The sequence below is a fragment of the Vibrio sp. QJM3NY_26 genome, assembly GCF_057786005.1.
The window spans coordinates 1,645,328-1,663,367 of record NZ_CM173516.1; the positions used below are offsets into that span (position 1 = coordinate 1,645,328).

The following is an 18,040-nucleotide window of genomic DNA, read 5'->3' on the forward strand; positions in this document are numbered from 1 at the left end:
TTGTGAGCGAAGCTCTCAAGCAACGAACAGAAAAAGCTGCAGGCACAAAAAAGCCGCATGTTTTAAATAACATACGGCTTAATCATTAAGTTTTCGTTAAATATTCAACCTAAATTTAGGTGCGATGAATAGCTTAGCGGATGAAAACTTCTTTGAAATCACGCTTCAAGATAGCATCACGGCGCGCTTTCTTGATTTGCTTAGCCATGTCTTTTACACAGTTATGTAAAATTTGGTCAAGCAGTTGAGCTCGGTACTCTTCTTTTTCTTCATCAGACATGCCTTCTGGAAGTTTAAGAGTAGGGAACTCCTCCATCATGTTTACGCCAGCGAAAGCTTGGCTAACAGAGATTAGAGCGTGGAATTGCTCAAAGTTGTCTAAAACATTTTGTGCGCTTGCTGGAAGGCTGCTCCAAGTTTCACGCACTGCTTCTTCAGACACCTCATGAATAGAAGTAACCATGTTGTGCATCTCTTTAGGCACTTCATCAAATTCGATAACTTGGCGAAGCTCTGGTGAGATAGTGGTTAAATCGATTTCTTGTACTTCGTTGTTTGTAGCGTCTGACATAGTATTTCTCTTTAAAAAGAAACAATGCTAAAAAGATCTGTAAAAAAGTCAATATAATATAGAGATTAGGGCATGATTTAAGCCCAAATTTGAGCTACTTTGAATATTCAACACTAGATAAAGGTGATGTGATGATAGAAAAGGGATCTTCGATGCGCATATTGCTGGTTGATGATGTTCAACTCGACCGGATGCAACTTGCTATTCGACTTAAGCAATTAGGTCATATTGTTGAAGCTGTTGGCAGCGGAAAGGAAGCCCTGAATGTTTATTCTGATTTTGATCCTGAACTCGTATTGCTCGATATCAGCATGCCAGACATGGATGGTTTTGAAGTAGCTAATGAGGTTCGCAGTCGATTCCCTGAATGGGTTCCTATCATCTTTTTGAGTGGTCACGAAGAGCCAGCAATGATCGCTAAGGCGATTGATGCGGGCGGTGACGATTACCTGATTAAGCCAGTTAACAAAGTTGTTTTGAATTCCAAGCTGATCGCAATGCAGCGTATCGCGCACATGCGACGAGAATTAAAGCAGAGTACTGCCAAACTCGAAGAACTCAACATACTCCTACAGCAACAAGCAAACGAAGACGGTCTCACCAAACTGTATAATCGTCGATATATGGACACTAAGCTTGAAGAAAGTATTGCATGGCATGGAAGGCGTAATATACCCATGACAGTCATTTTATTAGATGTAGACTTCTTTAAGCCTTACAACGATAATTACGGGCATATTCAAGGGGATATCTGCTTGCAAGGCCTTGCAACGACCTTAAAGCAACTCTTCGTTCGTGCGGGTGAGTATGTAGGGCGTTATGGCGGTGAAGAGTTTGTTTTGATTCTGAGTGATACCGACAGTGAAACGGCTAAGTTACAAGCTATCCGGGTCAAAGAAGCGCTGCATGAAATGAACTATGCACACGATCATTCAACGGTATCTGATAGGGTGACAGTGTCACAAGGTGTGTTGTCATTTGTACCCGGAGGTGATGAATCTACGGCCTCTATTTACGACAAGGTTGACCAGGCACTTTATCAAGCAAAGCAAAGTGGTAGAAATACCTTTATACAGCGAACTATTTTGGAGCTTGCACGTTAGTTGGTGAGCTCTTTTAGATAATTGAATTTATACTTCTAATAGCATTGAGCTAGGAAGCCGATTTAGTGATAAAAGAAATGCCACATTCAAAGTTATGCTCTAGGGTTAATATAAATAGGGCAGCCATACTTCCACTGCTTTGTTTTATCTTTCCTACAATAGGTAATGCAAATTCGTTGACAGATGCATTCAGAAAGGACATCGAACGAACATTCGCGACGAGCGTACTGCTTAACGACACCGACGTGTTTACCTTTGGTATTAATAATTTTGATCCAAACAAAGTCTTTAGTTTAGATAACGAAGATATTGGTTCAAAAGACTCTGTAAGTCGCAGAAAAGATATTACTTCAATCAGCCTTCCGTATACGTTTGAACTACCTGAATATATTGAAGATAATCATCAAGAGATAACATTGCGTTTGTCTGCACTGCGTATTGAGAAGGACATTTCGTACGCGTCTACGGTGAAAAGCGATTTTCAAAAAGAATCAGTCATTTCTGGCTATGTAGAATTTGCGAATGTATCCCAATTAGATGAGCACTGGAGTTTCAGTTCTGCTATTGGTAACCACATCTCTTATTACCGTAACGACTTCGAATATCGTTCATCATTGCTTGTGACTATTAAAGATCAATTGGATAACGTTTATCTCAATACCGATGCATGGGCTTACATCATTGAACCTAAAATTAAAATGACCTTTGAAGACAAGAATGACTGGGGAAAATACAAGTTAAGTACTAGTTGGCATTACTTCAATGGTATAGGTTGGGGAGAGGCTAATAATGGCAACGTTGGATATCCCGAAGGTTGGTATATCGCCAATGAAGCCAAGATTTTCTATGACTTAATACGCTGGGATAAGAACATTACTTCTATGTACTCCAGTATAAGAAGAATTGATATCGGTGGTGATACCGTTGCTTCTATGGGTACAACGTCATACTACGAAGGCAGTGTAGGTTGGCTACTCAACCCAAATCTATTTAACGACTGGGTTGATAATGTTGGAATTGGGTTTACGATCAATTACGGAAGTAGTCTGAAAGGAGGGAGCTTAGTTATCTTCTTCAACCAAGATTAATCTCACTCTAGTCTAGTTATCGACACTTACGTTTAGCTATCAACACACAGCTTGTTTCGGCCGGTTTCTTTCGCTTTGTAGAGTGCCTTGTCAGCAAGCTTCAATACTTCTTCAGGATGCTTGGTGGTTGTGCTATCAGACAGCCCAATGCTCACCGTCACGTTTACCACTTCCGATGGTTTTCCGTTCTGACCACGATTTTTGATACCCACTTCATGGTCATCAGGGCGCTCGTGGCTATTTCGAATGGTCATGTCGTAATTTTGGATCTCTGAAATCAGAACTTGAAGGTGCTCTTTCACCTGTTCCGTGTATTTGCCTTTAAAAATAATCGTGAACTCTTCTCCACCATAGCGATACGCTTTCGCACCACCAGTGGTTTCTTTAAGAATACGAGCCACCAGTTTCAGCACATCGTCGCCAATGTCATGGCCATAGGTATCGTTAAATTTCTTGAAGTGGTCGATATCAACCATAGCCATCGAATATTTGCGGCCTAAGTGCTTCATATCGACTTCTAAGGCGTGTCGACCTGGGATGTTAGTCAGTTGGTCATTAAACGCCATATCGTGGCTAGCAGACATCACATAGACGATGATCAACGTGCCTGATAAGGAGAACATAGTGCTAGAGATGTACTGCACGTCAAAGAAGATGAACGTACAAGAAGACAGCAAGATAGTGCTATAAACGACAACATCAATAGAACGGTTGTACACCAGCACGAGGATGGCTGTAAGGCCAAGCAAGCAAAGGCTATACAACACCAAAACAAAAGGCAGTTTGGAGAAGTCTCTAACAATGAACAGTAGGCCTTCACTCCATGATTCAAAACCGCCAGCATGGAAATGAGAAACGATCAATTGCGCCCATACCATAAACAGCACGAGAACGATGGCGTAGAGGAGCATCGACTTTGAATTGACACCGTTATCCGGGAAGGCATACACCAATAAGCAAGTAACCGGTACTAATGCCGCAAGTAACGACAGCTCTAATAAGGTGGTTCCGGTGTTTAAAGGGGTCTGTAAGCGAACTTGGATGATCAAATAGGCTACTAGCATGGTTAATGACACCATGGCCATGCGCCCTTGTCTGAATGTATGGCATAGCAAAACGGCAACGCTCAATAAGATATATGGAAGGTTGCTAGCAAACCCTAGGTTTGAATCCGTCACAAGAATGACGTTGTTCATACCAGCGAGTAAAATTGCCAATAAAAATAGAGGGAAGCAAAATCGAAACATGCTCGACGTTACAAAAGAAGATGCCATTTACGTGGTGAGCCTAATTATACTGATGATCTTATAATTTAATTTTATACGTAGGATACGGTTAAACAAGCGAATGCCAAGCTTTTTACTTAAATTAGAGCAAAAACATAGTCATAGGCCGCTAATGGTGCAACCATTTTTATATGTATTTGAGTTGCTATTAACCATAGAACCAACTACACAGTATATATGAGAAATTAATTAGTCGTTATAGTTAGTTAACATGCAGTTAGTAAATCTGTAGTAATGAGTAGGGTATAGTAAGGTAACAATATGTAGGTCGTTGCCAATCAGGCTAGAACTCGATCTGTCGTGATAGCGATCTGTCGTGATAGCTACAAATGGAGGTGTGGTATGCAAATTAGTGTTGATGTTCACAACTATATGGAAACGTTGGTGGGTCAGGTCTTGGCTACCGAGGAATATGTGTCTAGTTATAACAACGAACAGTTGGCTGATCTCGCGTGTTTGGCTTTAGGTCAACTTAAGCCCATCTATATTCGTTTCGATATCGATTTTCTTTCGGCATTGCCAGAAGACAAATTGGTACTCTATAAACGAAATAGTGAGATCGCGGTCAAGAATGCAGAAAGTATGATCATTGACGATAGAAGACGCGAACGTGACGACAATGTGCCCGTTATCTTTAGTCAACACAATTTTGATGATGACGTAGAATTGCAGTGGTATGAAAAGCCATTGTTGAACCGTAAACAGTCGTGATAGTTTAGGGTTAATACGGTCATTTAAGGAGTAAAAAACGTGGGATTCTTTTCTAGATTATTTGGTGGCAAAGAAAAAACCGAACAAAAAGTAGAGATTGAGCCAGTCGAATATAAAGGTTTCAATATCTATCAAGATGCCATTGCAGAATCTGGTCAATACCGTGTTGCTGGGCGAATCGAGAAAGAATTCGACGGTGAAATCAAAACTCATCGTTTTATTCGTTCAGATGTTGTTTCAAACAAACAAGATGCCGATGAATTGATGCTAAAAAAATCGCAGATGTTCATCGACCAAATGGGCGACAATATATTTAGCTAACCAAATAGGGTTAGAATTGATGTTGGTCATAATTTAGAGAGCTTTCAGTGTATATGCTGAAAGCTCTTTTTAGTTTTAGGGACAAAGAACAGCTAGTAAGTTGTTATTTAAAGGATTATTTGCAAGTGGTTTGACCTCTTAGTTCGAGACGGTCGTCATTTCTTCAAATGAAGCGCTCAAATTCCATCCAAATCGTTATAAGTAATAACTTTTCCTGTTCTTTGAACAAAACGCTTGAAGTATTAGTTGTCGTTAGATACAAACGAATAAGTCATTCGTGCCAATAGTCAAGGAATAGCTATGCAAATTGGTGTACCAAGAGAAACACTCGCAGGTGAAACGCGAGTCGCTGCTTCGCCGAAATCGGTAGAACAGCTTCTAAAATTAGGGTTTGAAGTTTGTGTTGAATCACAAGCAGGTGCGTTAGCAAGTTTTGAAGATGCAGCTTATGAACAAGCTGGAGCAAAAGTTGTTACTGCAGACGAAGCTTGGAAATCCGATATTATCTTTAAAGTTAACGCTCCGATCGTTGACGAGTCTAAAAACGAAATCGATCTACTTAAAGATGGCGCAACATTGGTCAGCTTTATTTGGCCTGCTCAAAATCCAGAATTAATGGAACAATTGTCCACTCGTAGCATCAACGTGATGGCGATGGATTCTGTTCCACGAATTTCGAGAGCTCAGGCGCTAGATGCATTGAGTTCTATGGCAAACATCGCCGGTTATCGTGCCGTTGTTGAAGCGGCACATGAGTTTGGTCGATTCTTCACGGGTCAAATTACGGCGGCAGGTAAAGTTCCACCAGCGAAAGTATTGGTTGCTGGTGCGGGTGTTGCTGGCCTAGCGGCGATTGGTGCTGCAGGTAGTTTGGGTGCGATCGTTCGTTCGTTCGATGTTCGTCCTGAAGTAAAAGAGCAAGTCGAATCTATGGGCGCTGAATTCTTGGAAGTTGATTTCAAGGAAGATACCAGCGCGGGTGATGGCTACGCAAAAGAGATGTCTGAAGCATTCAACAAGAAAGCGGAAGAGCTTTATGCGGCTCAAGCAAAAGACGTCGATATCATTATTACAACGGCACTGATCCCAGGTCGCCCGGCACCTAAACTGATTACCAAAGAAATGGTAGACAGCATGAGTGCAGGTAGCGTCATTGTGGATCTTGCCGCTGCGAATGGCGGTAACTGTGAATACACGGTTGCAGATCAAGTGATCACAACCGCTAATGGCGTGAAAGTGGTAGGTTACACCGATATGGTTGGTCGACTGCCGACTCAATCATCTCAGCTATACGCGACTAACTTAGTTAACCTGCTGAAACTGCTTTGCAAAGAGAAAGATGGCAACATCAATATCGACTTTGAAGATGTCGTCTTACGTGGCGTAACGGTGGTTAAAGAGGGCGAAGTGACTTGGCCAGCTCCACCAATTCAAGTTTCTGCTCAACCACAACAACAAGCTAAGCCTAAAGCGGTGAGACCTGAACCAAAAGTTCAAGAACCTGTCTCTCCAATTAAGAAAGTGGCGGGTATGGCGGTTGCTGTTGGTGCTTTCGCTTGGATAGCTTCGGTTGCTCCTGCTGCGTTCTTATCTCACTTTACCGTTTTTGTTCTCGCTTGTGTGGTGGGTTATTACGTAGTTTGGAATGTAAGCCATTCTCTGCATACACCTCTGATGTCCGTAACTAACGCGATTTCAGGGATCATTGTAGTAGGCGCACTGTTACAGATAGGACAAGGAAGTGGCGTCGTCACATTCTTATCATTTATTGCCGTATTAATTGCAAGTATCAATATCTTTGGTGGCTTTACCGTGACCAAACGTATGCTTGAAATGTTCCGTAAAGACTAAGGAGTAACAGATGTCTGAAGGATTAGTACAAGCAGCTTATATTGTTGCTGCTGTATTCTTTATAATGAGCTTGGCCGGGTTATCGAAACAGGAATCTGCACGTGCAGGTAACTATTACGGTATTACGGGTATGGCAATCGCGTTGATCGCGACGATCTTTGGCCCTCATTCTGCAGGAATTGTGTGGATCATCATTGCTATGGTGATCGGTGGTGGTATTGGTATCCACTTCGCGAAGAAAGTAGAAATGACCGAAATGCCAGAGCTGGTGGCAATTCTGCACAGCTTCGTAGGTATGGCGGCGGTACTTGTTGGTTACAACAGCTACATTGATGCACCAGAAGCGGCAACGCATGCAGAGCACGTTATCCACTTAGTGGAAGTGTTCCTAGGCGTGTTTATCGGTGCGGTAACCTTCACCGGTTCTATTGTTGCATTTGGTAAGCTTCGCGGCGTTATCTCTTCGTCGGCACTGAACATCCCTCATAAGCATAAGTGGAACCTAGCGGCTATCGTTGCTTCTACATTGCTCATGATTATGTTCGTTAAAGCTGACGGCAGTATGTTCGCATTAATGGTGATGACTCTTATCGCATTCGCATTCGGTTACCACCTAGTGGCATCGATTGGCGGCGCAGATATGCCAGTGGTTGTTTCTATGCTGAACTCATACTCTGGTTGGGCAGCAGCGGCAGCAGGCTTCATGCTTGCGAACGATCTGCTTATCGTAACTGGTGCGTTGGTAGGTTCGTCAGGTGCGATTCTGTCTTACATCATGTGTAAGGCGATGAACCGTTCGTTCATTAGTGTTATCGCTGGTGGATTCGGCCAAGACGTGGTTGTGTCTGATGGCGATGAAGAGCAGGGTGAACACCGCGAAACATCAGCTGAAGATGTGGCAGACATGCTGAAAAACTCAAAGTCAGTCATCATCACTCCAGGGTACGGCATGGCAGTAGCTCAAGCTCAATACCCAGTGCATGAAATCACTGACAAGCTAAGAGCGCAGGGCATCAAAGTTCGATTTGGTATCCACCCAGTTGCTGGTAGGTTACCGGGTCACATGAATGTACTGCTTGCTGAAGCAAAAGTGCCTTACGATATCGTTCTTGAAATGGACGAAATCAATGATGACTTCGATGAGACCGATACTGTATTGGTTATTGGTGCAAATGATACCGTGAACCCTGCAGCACTTGAAGATCCGAACAGCCCAATTGCTGGTATGCCAGTACTTGAAGTTTGGAATGCTCAGAATGTTATCGTATTCAAACGTTCGATGAACACAGGTTACGCCGGTGTGCAAAACCCACTGTTCTTCAAAGAGAATACGCAGATGTTGTTTGGTGATGCTAAACAGAGCTGTTTAGGCATTCTAGAACATCTATAGAAAGCATTTTCTAATCTCTTGCTAAGAAGTTTTTAAGAAGATTTCTAAGAGTTTTCTGAGGGGGTTTCTAATAGTTTTCTGAGTGTGCTTTCTAAGCACCATGTAATAACCAGACTAGGAGCTCATTTGAGCTCCTTTTTTTGATCCTCAGAACTTGTCTTAACCCAAACCCACAACAAATGGGGTAAAGAAACCAAAGCAAAATCCATTCGAATGATGGCTGGATTCATCAATCAGCTAGCGAGTACGCCTGTGCAACACAATCCTAATATGATGGGATTTATCGCTATAACTCACCATTCCCACTGTTTTTCATGCGGTTAAAAATTTATCTTTGATAGCGAATGGTATATATTTGTTTGATCTATATGAATTTGCGTTGGTTTGTGATCATCAAAAGAACATTTACTCTTCTTATCGCTACGTTATCTGTGTCTGCAAACGCGCTTGCTGACTCTTTACCTGAGCGTATCGATAATTTCACCAAACTCTTTGATCATGAAACCGCAATCGAATCTTATGATATTCGATTGTTGCAGGCTGATTATCCAACACGTTTGATCATGCCGTCTTCTATGCTGCCACAAACCGCAGAGTACCCATTAAAAGACATACAGCGCTTATACCAGTTATCAAAAACCTGTAGCGGGAAATTACCGTTAAGCCCGTTGATCACTGAACCATTGGTCTTTACTCGTGCAATGTGTAAAGGAACCAAGCTTTCTGATCGTTGGTTTAGCCGTAGTGGCTTGATTCACCCAGGTGGTGGTTCTTATGCGGCGCGATACGTAGAGAAGTATCCTGACAAGTTCGACTCTTTGAAACGTTTTATGCATATTCAAGAGCGTCCAAATACTGAACATGATGAACTGTTATCTCGTTTACAAAACATGGACAGTGAGGCCATCACGGCACTGTTAGCCGGTTCGAGCATGTTTGTCGAGCTTGACGAAATGTGGGTAAAACGCGGCGACAGATATTACCTGTACAAAGAATCAGACTGGAATGAAAACGCGACACTTGCCGGCTTATCGTTCAGTTTATCTTCAGAAGGCAAAAGCTGTTTTGTTCAGCGCGGTAATGTATGTTGGGAAATAGAAGATCATTCAGAGCTTCTGCAAGTCGCCATGTTTATCTTGGTGCTCGCCAACATCATGCTTGTTTTGGGGTGGGCGGTTTACCGTTGGAACAGTAAGAAACAAGAGATGAAGAGCCGCATGCTGGTGCTTCAAATCCTAACGCACGAATTAAGAACGCCGATTGCAAGTTTGTCATTGACGGTTGAAGGGTTTAGACGTGAGTTCGAACACTTACCAGAATCGGTATATGATGAGTTTCGTAGGCTGTGTGAAGATACACGCCGTTTAAGACAGTTGGCAGAAGCAAGTAAAGACTATTTGCAATCAGACAACCAACCGCTCGCAACAGAGTGGGTACCAAGCGTAGAAGAGTGGCTTCAATACAAAGTTGAAGAAGAATTTGCACCGGGTATTGAACTCCGTGTAAACAAAGATATTGCTGCAAAAATAAACGTATATTGGTTAGGAACGTGCATCGACAACCTGATCAGGAACGCCGTGAAATACGGTGTCGCACCAGTGATACTAGAACTGAATACTTCTGACAAGAAGCTGACATTCAAAGTTATAGATAATGGAGACTTGTCCCGCAAAGATTGGGGGCAACTAAGAAAGCCATTCGTAAGTAAGAGTGGACTCGGTTTAGGTCTGACGATAGTGGAATCTATGGTCGGAAAAATGGGCGGTCACATGACGCTGATAGGCCCCCCAACAACATTTATTTTGGAGATACCTTGTGAAACAGACATTGCTTCTCGTTGAAGATGATAAAAATTTAGCTGACGGTTTATTAGTTAGCCTTGAGCAAGCTGGATATGAATGTTTGCATGCAGAACTGATCTCTGAAGTTGAAGGCTACTGGGAACAAGCGGACCTAGTGATTCTAGACCGTCAACTTCCTGATGGTGACTCAGTAGATTCACTTCCAGGTTGGAAGAAAAAGAAAGACATCCCAGTTATTTTGCTAACGGCTCTCGTAACAGTAAAAGACAAAGTTGCGGGCCTAGACTCAGGTGCAAACGACTACCTAACTAAGCCTTTCGCTGAAGCTGAATTGTTTGCTCGAATTCGCGCTCAGTTACGCCTACCTGATGCTGAAGATCAAGACGCATCAAAAGTGATGGCTCAAAATTTGGTTATCGATAAAGCGACACGTGAAGTGTTTTTCAATGAACTGGAAGTCACGCTAACGCGCACTGAGTTTGACCTACTGCTATTTTTGGCAAGCAATCTTGGCCGTGTTTTCACGCGTGATGAGCTGCTTGACCATGTATGGGGTTACAACCATTTCCCAACAACACGTACGGTAGACACGCACGTTCTGCAACTAAGACAGAAACTACCGGGTCTAGAAATCGAAACGCTGCGTGGCGTTGGTTACAAGATGAAAGCGTAATGAAAAAAGCCTCACTTCCACTATTAATGTTGTCTTGCGTGGTGAATACCGCGCAAGCTGCAGATTGGTTTAAGAGTAGCGATACTCTAACTCAAGTTCATAAACACCTGTTGGATAATGACTTACCTCAGATGTTTGATTCACTAGTGGAAGTTTGGCAAATCAACTCTTCTCAATCACGAGAAGACCACCTCAATGAGCTGTTCGATCAAGCATTGAACAAAGATTGTGGTAAAACCCTCACCAGAAAAACACTCCCAGATTGGATCAGTTCAGTCGTCGTTAAAAGACACATCATTCAAAGCCCTGGCCGAGATACTTTTCGCGTATCAATTGATGTTGAATCCGAAAACAACATTCAAGATATTACCTTCGAGAAGTGGGTCGATAAGATTGTTTCATCGGACAGTGAGCTAACCAAAGACAGTGAAGTGGTAAACAACGCATCGGTGAGCCTATACCGCAAGCGTTACAATTTAGCATCTCAACTTGAGTCAGGCCTGTATCGTTTAAGTGTGAAAGGCGATGGCGGTAATTCATGGAGTACTTGGATTATTCTTGGTGACGTTTCTTTTCGCCAGCAAGTTCGTTGGGCATCAAAAGACACGTGGCGCATCGATAAAAAAGAACTGCTGAACCCTTATTGTCCGCTTCCTAAGCTCGAAATTGGTTTGTACGATTACGTCGATGAACACTATGAGCAGGTGTGGGGCAAGAGCTATGAATCTGATTATCCAATGAACCTAACTGGCGAAGAACTTCCAAATGATCGCTACGTTTTGGCGGTTTCAATGGTGCATTCACGCTGGCAAGGTGACATAGCGATAGAACAAGCACAAACTATCAGTAAAACTTATGATATTTCTAGCGAAGAAGAGTTAAAGTAATTTAAAATTGAGCCGTTAACTATGTAAGGGATCTAACAAAGATAAACGGCATGAAAAATACGACTAAACTACTCGCAGCATCAATTGCATTCGCCAGTCTTCCTCTTTCAGCAGCAAACTACGCCATTGAAGCGCGTGGTGATGCGATGGGTGGTGTTGGTGTTGTTTCAGCAAACTTCCTAACCGCTCCATTCTATAACCCAGCACTTGTTGCTATTTATCGTCGTAATGATGATATGGGAATGATCACGCCAAGTTTTGGTGGTAGCTATAACGACCCCAACGACATGAAATCGAACATCGATGCAGTGCTTGATGCTTCAGGCAGTGATATTACAGATGGATTGAAGAAGCTTGATGGTAATCAAGCGAACTTTGACTTAGGTGGCGTCGTAGCTTTTGCACTGCCTAATCAATTTGTCGCTGCGAATATATTTGGTAAAGCGTACACTGAAAGTTTTGTAACACCAGATGTGTATACGGCAGGAAGTGACGCGGATAATTTGCAGCGTTCGGCAGTAGAAGCGGTTTCAATTGGAGTCGCTGAAGTTGGTATATCCTTAGCGAAGTATCAAACTTTTATGGGGCAGCACTTATCATTTGGCATCTCACCAAAACTCCAGCGTATCTACACGTACAATTATGTTGCGTCGGTAAACGACTATGACTTATCTGACGTACGTGAAAATGGTGATGGTGACACGACGTTTAACGTTGATGCTGGCGCACTGTGGTTTTTTGGCCCGTTTAGAGTTGGATTCGCAGCGACTAACTTAATCTCTCGAGACATCGAGACAAAAGACTCTACAAAAGAAATCGTTCCCGGACATTCAGTTGGGGGCAAATACGCCTACAAATTAGAGCCTGTTTACACAGTGGGTGCCGGCATCGTATCGGATTACTTTTCTTTCAGTGTTGATTACGACCTAAATGAGACTGAGAAGTTTACTTCGTTTGCTGATAACGAACAGATGATTCGTGTGGGTACCGAAGTCGATCTTCTACGTCAGCTTAAGTTAAGGGGAGGGTACTACAAGAACCTGGCTTACTCTGATTCAGAAGGAACAGTCACAGCCGGTATTGGTATCTCGCCACTCAACTTGTTCCAGTTAGATTTAAGTGCGAACTACACAAACGAAAATGCAATGGGTGCTTCAATCAATTTCCTTGCTAGTTACTAACAGTCCTTATATAGTTCTGCTCCTAAATAAAGGAGCAGAGCATGCTAAACGACTTACCAACCCTTTCTCACGAAGAACAACAGAAAGCTGTTGAACGAATTCAAGAAATGATGACTCAGGGCATCAGCACAGCACAAGCTATCAAAATCGTTGCTGAGCAAATTCGTGAAGAAATGAGTAATAAAGAAGAGTAGGGCATCAGCCCTTCTTTTTTAACACCTTAGTGCACTATAACTAAATATATTACCCTCTAGTATATTATCTCGTACATCCGAACTCTTTAGTTACCCTAAAACCCGATCCGCCAAAAATCCTTAAATTCCTTATATTCAGTAAGTTACGTCGGAGTAATCCACTTTTTAGGCTTTCCTTGGCTTTGGGTTGTAATTAAATTACATCAAGGTCTGAAAGTAGAATAATCGCCACTTTAGGTGTCAGCATTTATGTCACCACGTCTAAGTGGTTAAATATATTGCGTTTTTTAAGGCTGGTGACGTTGTGACTTCTATTTTTAGCGGATACGAGTGGATGAATGTTCAGAAGCAGACAAATGAGGATTTCATCGAAGAACAGTGCGAGATAAGTGACGACGGTAATGTTCAAAACCGATACCGCGAGTGAATAACCACTGGTTAGAGCGCGCTTTGCTAGCCAAATATGTGCAATTAAAACAGTTACTTAGGAAGATAGAGGCGTACGGAAGAGCTGTTTATAGAGCGATTCAGGAACGATACGTATCAACCTGAGGATGCTATTGATGGCGTTATTACAGGTGGTGTTATAGCAAACGGTGTTATAGCAGATGGCGAGAGCACGCTTATAGGCATACGAATCGATTTGAGTTCTGATGAGACAGCAAAGCTTATGGGCTTGTTTGGTCAGCACTAAAGAATCTAACGGGTGCTTAAGTGGAGATTAGATATCGACAGGGTATTAATGGCGTGTTGATTGAGTATTAGCAGAGAGTTGATTGAGTAGTGGCCCAGAGTTGAATGTTTAGCTGCGGTCCAGTCTAGCGAGCCTTAATAAAACGTAACGACTTGGTTTCGTCCGTTGTCTTTCGCTTGGTAGAGCGCTTTGTCTGCACGTTTGATGGCAGTACGTATCGATTCATGCTCCTTAAGTTGCGTTACTCCGGTCGAAGTCGTTACTTTAAGCGCTTTAGGCCAAGGGCTTTGGTCCATTGCTAGGTAAAAATCATCGATAGATTCGTTACACTGTAGCGCAGTTTGTTCCAGGCAAACTAAAAGGAACTCCTCACCACCCCAGCGATAAAGTAAGTACTGATCACCAAGGCTCTCGTTCGCCGTTGCGACAAACTGAATAAGTACTTTGTCACCCACTTCATGGCCATGTTGATCATTGATCTGCTTAAAATGGTCTAAATCAAACAACGCGATGTGAATGGTTTTTCCTTGTTGCGCCAGCCATTCGAAATCATAGAAGGTATCTAACGCTTCGGTTCGGTTTCTACATCCGGTTAACGGATCGGTTGTGGCCTTTACCTTTAGCTCTTCAATTTCTTGGGTTAAATAGCGTTGTTGCTCTGCTGCACGCGTTTTGCTTCTTTGCGCGATATGTAACGCACAACCCACATAATAGATGGCATACGTCACCCATAATCCAACCAAAAGCTCACCCAACAAAGCTTTGCTGATGACTTTACCGTGGAAAACAATGCTCGAGATCTTAAGTGAATGGTGTCCATCTAGCGTGCTGGCTCCAAGCCCGAGCTCAACAGACACCGCATTTGTAATGTCTACCGCGCTACTAGTAATAGGTTGGTTGTAATGATCAATCCACCAAAAAGGAACGTTGAAGTAGTTTAAGTCGATGTAGTTTTTATCTGGTAGCGAGAAGTCTAAGCGATTGAACTTATTCGACATAGCATCGCCTTTCACGCTGTAATTCTTGTCGTAATTACGAATGTAGAAGCGAAACCTTGGGTCTTCTTGGCCTTGGTAATCCATATTAATGGTGACCGAATCGTACGTAGAGAGATCGAGCCCTTTACCTTGTGTCGATATAACGAATTCAATTTCACAGAAGGGTAAGCTATAGGTCCGTTCAAAGTCACACTGTAACTCAATTCCACCTTCTGACTTATGTAATGAGCCTACGGTGCCACCATCGTGGTCTCTGTCTGTGTTAACGCGTGTAGGGTATTTGTCGGGTGTAATAACGTAGCTCTTATTCATGAGCGTATTAAAAGAGATCAACGACACTAGCGTGATTGCTAGGCAAAAAATCGAAAGGAATATGTTGAGTTTTCGGAATGCTTTGTCGCTCATGATACTAACCCGTACACGTGATTCGAATGTAATGCGCAATGCCTTAGAGTTGGCGCAATCGAAGATTCTATTTGAGGTATTGCCTTAGGCGGAATCGGTATACCTAAAACTAATACAGAGCAGAGGTTATACAGTAAAGAGATTCGTTTAACCAAATGTAAGTTTAAAATTTGAACGCAGAGCCTTGATTCTGAATGTTATTTGCTCAATAAGTGCGGTTTTTACGGGGGTAGCAATATAACTGTATGTTTATACAGTTATATTTAAAGTGGTTCGGTTTGTTGTAATCAGAGTAGTGTGCGCGAGTTATAAGGCTTGCTGTGATAACGAGTCACGAGGCCACAGTTACTGTTCATCAATTAAAGTGTCGGGTGGTTATGTTGCAGTGTCACTTTTTAAGCTCAATTTTATCGAAACACTTTGTTAGCTATGTAAGCCTTCTTGTCACTCATTTTGTCTTTCACTCCCAATTACGCGCCCTATGTTGAGCAAGGCTTTAACGCGCTGCAGAACATCCCTAACACTTATTGGATTGTAGCCAGTGCTGTTGTGGTCGATATGCTAGGCATGCGCGCCATGGTGCGATACCTACTTGAATACTACGCATCTCGATGAAAAACGAAGTGATGGTGTTCCTTTATGCGTTAATCATTGCATTGATTACCGGTGGAGTCTCAAGCCTTGGCACGATTGCGGCTTTGAAAACGGAATCAATTGGATAAAACGAGTGCAACAAGACCAAGAGCAACGGATACGAAAATTGGAGATTCCGAATGAAAGGACACAAGTGCAAAGGCCGCCGACCAAACGGCCAACTTAAGAAAGGTTACACGCTCAAGAACGGGCGAGTGGTGAGGGCGAATACCACCCGAAAACGCTACAAGAAACGCCGATAATTCACACCAATCAAAATGAGCTACTTTTCTTATAAAAGTGGCTCATTTTTCATTCTCTCTATAAGAGACTGAGCTATGAGCACCTAGTTTTAGAGCTAATGATTTAAATTACTGTTATAGATGGGGTTAATGGTTATAATCCTTTTCCATAAATCAGACTAGACAGAAAAATTCTGTATTTAAATGCAGAATTTTTCTGTCTAATAAGCTGTTATGTGACAGCACAATATTGAGACTTCTATGAAAAAAACATTAACGATTCTTTGTTCGATAGTCGGTTTTAGCCTTTTAGCATATGCTGTCGTCATTACGTCTTACGTATTAAATTTTGGAACTAGTTGGAGTTCCGAACAAGGTGACTGGGGTACGTTTGGTGATTTCATTGGGGGGACTCTTAATCCATTATTAAGCTTTATGGCTTTGATTGCGTTGTTAATTACAATCGTACTGCAAAGTAAAGAGTTGGAGCAGACTAGAGTTGAACTTTCACGGACAGCCGATGCTAATGAGAAACAGTCTACTTATCTCGCGACGCAGCAAGAGCGTGATGATGCTTACAGATTAATTTCAAAGTTAGCAGAGCGGATTAATAATACTTACAACAAAAACCATTTACCCAATGGTAAGTCAATTCATGCGGCGCTGTGTGGCGCTCTGAATGTAAACGAAAATGATGCGTATTATGAACTTACCGGCTCAATGATGGATCCACTTTCTAGCGGTTATAGTCGCGTTAAATATATGGAGGCAGATTTGAGAACTCTTGTGGTTTTACTTGATGATTATGAAGTTATTTCTTCGAAAATATCGACAAAACAAACACCAATTAAGAGCTTTTACATCAATGAGTATGCTCATATGGTTAAAATATTTTGTCATGAAAACTGGTTTGATGAAGACCTTCTTTATTATTACGTTAAATAGTCACATAACAAAGCATTTAAGAGTGATTCGCAACACTTGGCAGTTTCGCTTCGCTCAAGTATAGCCAAGCGCCGCTCACACCTTAATGCGGCGTTATACAAATTTATCAAATGAGGAGAAAGTAATTGAATCAGTTAGATGTAATGCAATATGGGTATTTGGGTTTGGTTGCTTTAGCGTTGGTCGTCGTTGGTCATGCAGTCGTCACATATATAAAGACACCTCAACCCGCTAAACATAGCTTACCTGTCGTTTTTGCATTTCTACTTCTTGCTTGTGGTCTGATCTTCATTGGCTATATATGGGCTGAAAAAGAGTTGAAGAGTTCGCAAGCTAAAGAATCTACAGTTAGCATGATTCAGGCTGAGATAGTAAATGCTCGTACTCGTCTAGAATCGGTAACAAAGCCATTAATTGAAGAAAGGGATAATGCTCTAGAACAGAGCGTTTATATTGGTAACCTAGATTCGACCCAAGAGAAAAATAGGGTTAAAGCGCAAGAAATCACAGCAATGATAGAACTTCAAGAAAAGCGATTTGATGAAGAACTAAAAAACATTGCATCTGCGTTTTCTGTAGCTAAAAGTAATCAGTAACCATTTGTATAACAAAGCAATTAAGATTGATTCCCAACGCATGGCATTTTTCATTCCATCGTTGGGTTTTGTTTACGGTGGTATGGTTAAGTGTCGTGGTGGCGTTGCTCACCACTTAACGCGGCGTTAGTTTAATCAAAATAAGGATAACAAATGACAGATCATTTTGAGCTCACGAAAGAGGGAGTACATATCGTAATTGGGTATTACAAAACTCAGCTTGCAAAAGAAAAGGAAGCTTTGAACAAAGTCATTGCTGCACTTTATCATGATTCACAGAATGCAACTCCTCAGCAGTATGAAGAGTTTAATAAACGAACTAACAATGTAACATTTATCACTGATAAAATTGATGAGTTAGAGCAACAGCGTCTTCATATGTAAGGGCCTTATAAAACTAACAAAGCAATCAAGGTGATGCGTTACACTCGGCGGTTTTGTATGGAGTTCGGTGTGCTTTGTTGGTTCA

19 protein-coding genes and 1 pseudogene are annotated in these 18,040 nt (G+C 42.1%); 17 read left to right on the forward strand and 3 right to left on the reverse strand.

The features are described from left to right. Positions 1-133: 133 nt before the first annotated feature. Positions 134-571 (reverse strand): DUF3069 domain-containing protein, encoded by a 438-nt coding sequence (locus AC3CH4_RS22615; RefSeq protein WP_004731036.1) that lies wholly within the window; start codon positions 569-571, stop codon positions 134-136. A gap of 131 nt (positions 572-702) precedes the next feature. Between AC3CH4_RS22615 and AC3CH4_RS22620 the strand changes: the two genes are divergently transcribed. Together AC3CH4_RS22620 and AC3CH4_RS22625 are read left to right on the forward strand one after the other, a co-directional pair. Beyond that, positions 703-1,674: a diguanylate cyclase gene (locus tag AC3CH4_RS22620; protein WP_488543872.1), complete on the forward strand. Its 972-nt coding sequence runs from the start codon at positions 703-705 to the stop codon at positions 1,672-1,674. Between the two features lie 77 nt (positions 1,675-1,751). Further along, positions 1,752-2,762 carry a Solitary outer membrane autotransporter beta-barrel domain gene (locus AC3CH4_RS22625; protein ID WP_488543873.1) on the forward strand — a complete coding sequence of 337 codons (1,011 nt, stop codon included), beginning with the start codon at positions 1,752-1,754 and terminating at the stop codon, positions 2,760-2,762. Between the two features lie 32 nt (positions 2,763-2,794). Here AC3CH4_RS22625 and AC3CH4_RS22630 read toward each other — a convergent pair whose 3' ends face one another. Beyond that, on the reverse strand, positions 2,795-4,036 hold the full coding sequence (locus tag AC3CH4_RS22630; RefSeq protein WP_428785856.1) for a GGDEF domain-containing protein: 1,242 nt from the start codon (positions 4,034-4,036) through the stop codon (positions 2,795-2,797). Between the two features lie 354 nt (positions 4,037-4,390). Between AC3CH4_RS22630 and AC3CH4_RS22635 the strand changes: the two genes are divergently transcribed. The 9 genes from AC3CH4_RS22635 (at position 4,391) to AC3CH4_RS22675 (ending at position 13,058) form a co-directional block, all read left to right on the forward strand. Next, complete coding sequence (locus AC3CH4_RS22635; RefSeq protein ID WP_004731025.1) at positions 4,391-4,759, forward strand: late competence development ComFB family protein; 369 nt, start codon at positions 4,391-4,393, stop codon at positions 4,757-4,759. A gap of 39 nt (positions 4,760-4,798) precedes the next feature. Then, positions 4,799-5,080: an HlyU family transcriptional regulator gene (locus tag AC3CH4_RS22640; protein ID WP_004731023.1), complete on the forward strand. Its 282-nt coding sequence runs from the start codon at positions 4,799-4,801 to the stop codon at positions 5,078-5,080. A gap of 300 nt (positions 5,081-5,380) precedes the next feature. Then, the gene (gene pntA / locus AC3CH4_RS22645; RefSeq protein ID WP_237288875.1) at positions 5,381-6,931 is read left to right on the forward strand and encodes a Re/Si-specific NAD(P)(+) transhydrogenase subunit alpha; all 1,551 of its coding nucleotides are present in this window, start codon (positions 5,381-5,383) and stop codon (positions 6,929-6,931) included. Between the two features lie 10 nt (positions 6,932-6,941). After that, on the forward strand, positions 6,942-8,321 hold the full coding sequence (gene pntB, locus AC3CH4_RS22650; RefSeq protein WP_017079246.1) for a Re/Si-specific NAD(P)(+) transhydrogenase subunit beta: 1,380 nt from the start codon (positions 6,942-6,944) through the stop codon (positions 8,319-8,321). A gap of 368 nt (positions 8,322-8,689) precedes the next feature. Next, positions 8,690-10,162, forward strand: a complete 1,473-nt coding sequence (vxrA, locus tag AC3CH4_RS22655) for a sensor histidine kinase VxrA (protein WP_102462008.1) — start codon at positions 8,690-8,692, stop codon at positions 10,160-10,162. Further along, on the forward strand, positions 10,137-10,796 hold the full coding sequence (gene vxrB / locus AC3CH4_RS22660) for a response regulator transcription factor VxrB (protein WP_009845363.1): 660 nt from the start codon (positions 10,137-10,139) through the stop codon (positions 10,794-10,796). Before vxrA ends, vxrB begins: the two co-directional genes overlap by 26 nt. Continuing rightward, on the forward strand, positions 10,796-11,683 hold the full coding sequence (locus AC3CH4_RS22665) for a DUF2861 family protein (RefSeq protein ID WP_488543874.1): 888 nt from the start codon (positions 10,796-10,798) through the stop codon (positions 11,681-11,683). Before vxrB ends, AC3CH4_RS22665 begins: the two co-directional genes overlap by 1 nt. A gap of 50 nt (positions 11,684-11,733) precedes the next feature. Beyond that, a complete protein-coding gene (locus AC3CH4_RS22670; protein ID WP_372244813.1) occupies positions 11,734-12,864 on the forward strand; it encodes a conjugal transfer protein TraF in 1,131 nt (376 codons plus the stop codon). A 41-nt stretch (positions 12,865-12,905) separates the two neighbouring features. Beyond that, a complete protein-coding gene (locus AC3CH4_RS22675) occupies positions 12,906-13,058 on the forward strand; it encodes a YoaH family protein (protein ID WP_004731009.1) in 153 nt (50 codons plus the stop codon). 828 nt (positions 13,059-13,886) lie between these two features. Here the strand turns inward: AC3CH4_RS22675 and AC3CH4_RS22680 are convergent. Further along, the gene (locus AC3CH4_RS22680) at positions 13,887-15,194 is read right to left on the reverse strand and encodes a GGDEF domain-containing protein (RefSeq protein WP_428786412.1); all 1,308 of its coding nucleotides are present in this window, start codon (positions 15,192-15,194) and stop codon (positions 13,887-13,889) included. A 402-nt stretch (positions 15,195-15,596) separates the two neighbouring features. On the opposite strand from AC3CH4_RS22680, the gene AC3CH4_RS22685 reads away from it, so the two are divergent. From AC3CH4_RS22685 to AC3CH4_RS22710, 6 genes and pseudogenes are all read left to right on the forward strand, one after another. Next, a complete protein-coding gene (locus tag AC3CH4_RS22685) occupies positions 15,597-15,770 on the forward strand; it encodes a hypothetical protein (protein ID WP_428786411.1) in 174 nt (57 codons plus the stop codon). Between the two features lie 11 nt (positions 15,771-15,781). Beyond that, a pseudogene (locus tag AC3CH4_RS22690) lies at positions 15,782-15,975 on the forward strand (hypothetical protein). Further along, entirely contained in the window at positions 15,929-16,051 is a 123-nt protein-coding gene (locus AC3CH4_RS22695) for a hypothetical protein (RefSeq protein WP_258186662.1), read from the forward strand. The pseudogene AC3CH4_RS22690 and the gene AC3CH4_RS22695 overlap by 47 nt, the downstream one beginning before the upstream one ends. Before the next feature lie 240 nt (positions 16,052-16,291). Beyond that, positions 16,292-16,975 (forward strand): hypothetical protein, encoded by a 684-nt coding sequence (locus AC3CH4_RS22700; RefSeq protein ID WP_428792041.1) that lies wholly within the window; start codon positions 16,292-16,294, stop codon positions 16,973-16,975. A 125-nt stretch (positions 16,976-17,100) separates the two neighbouring features. Then, positions 17,101-17,571 (forward strand): hypothetical protein, encoded by a 471-nt coding sequence (locus tag AC3CH4_RS22705; RefSeq protein WP_428786801.1) that lies wholly within the window; start codon positions 17,101-17,103, stop codon positions 17,569-17,571. A gap of 153 nt (positions 17,572-17,724) precedes the next feature. Then, a complete protein-coding gene (locus AC3CH4_RS22710; protein ID WP_428786802.1) occupies positions 17,725-17,955 on the forward strand; it encodes a hypothetical protein in 231 nt (76 codons plus the stop codon). The last annotated feature ends 85 nt before the right edge of the window (positions 17,956-18,040 follow it).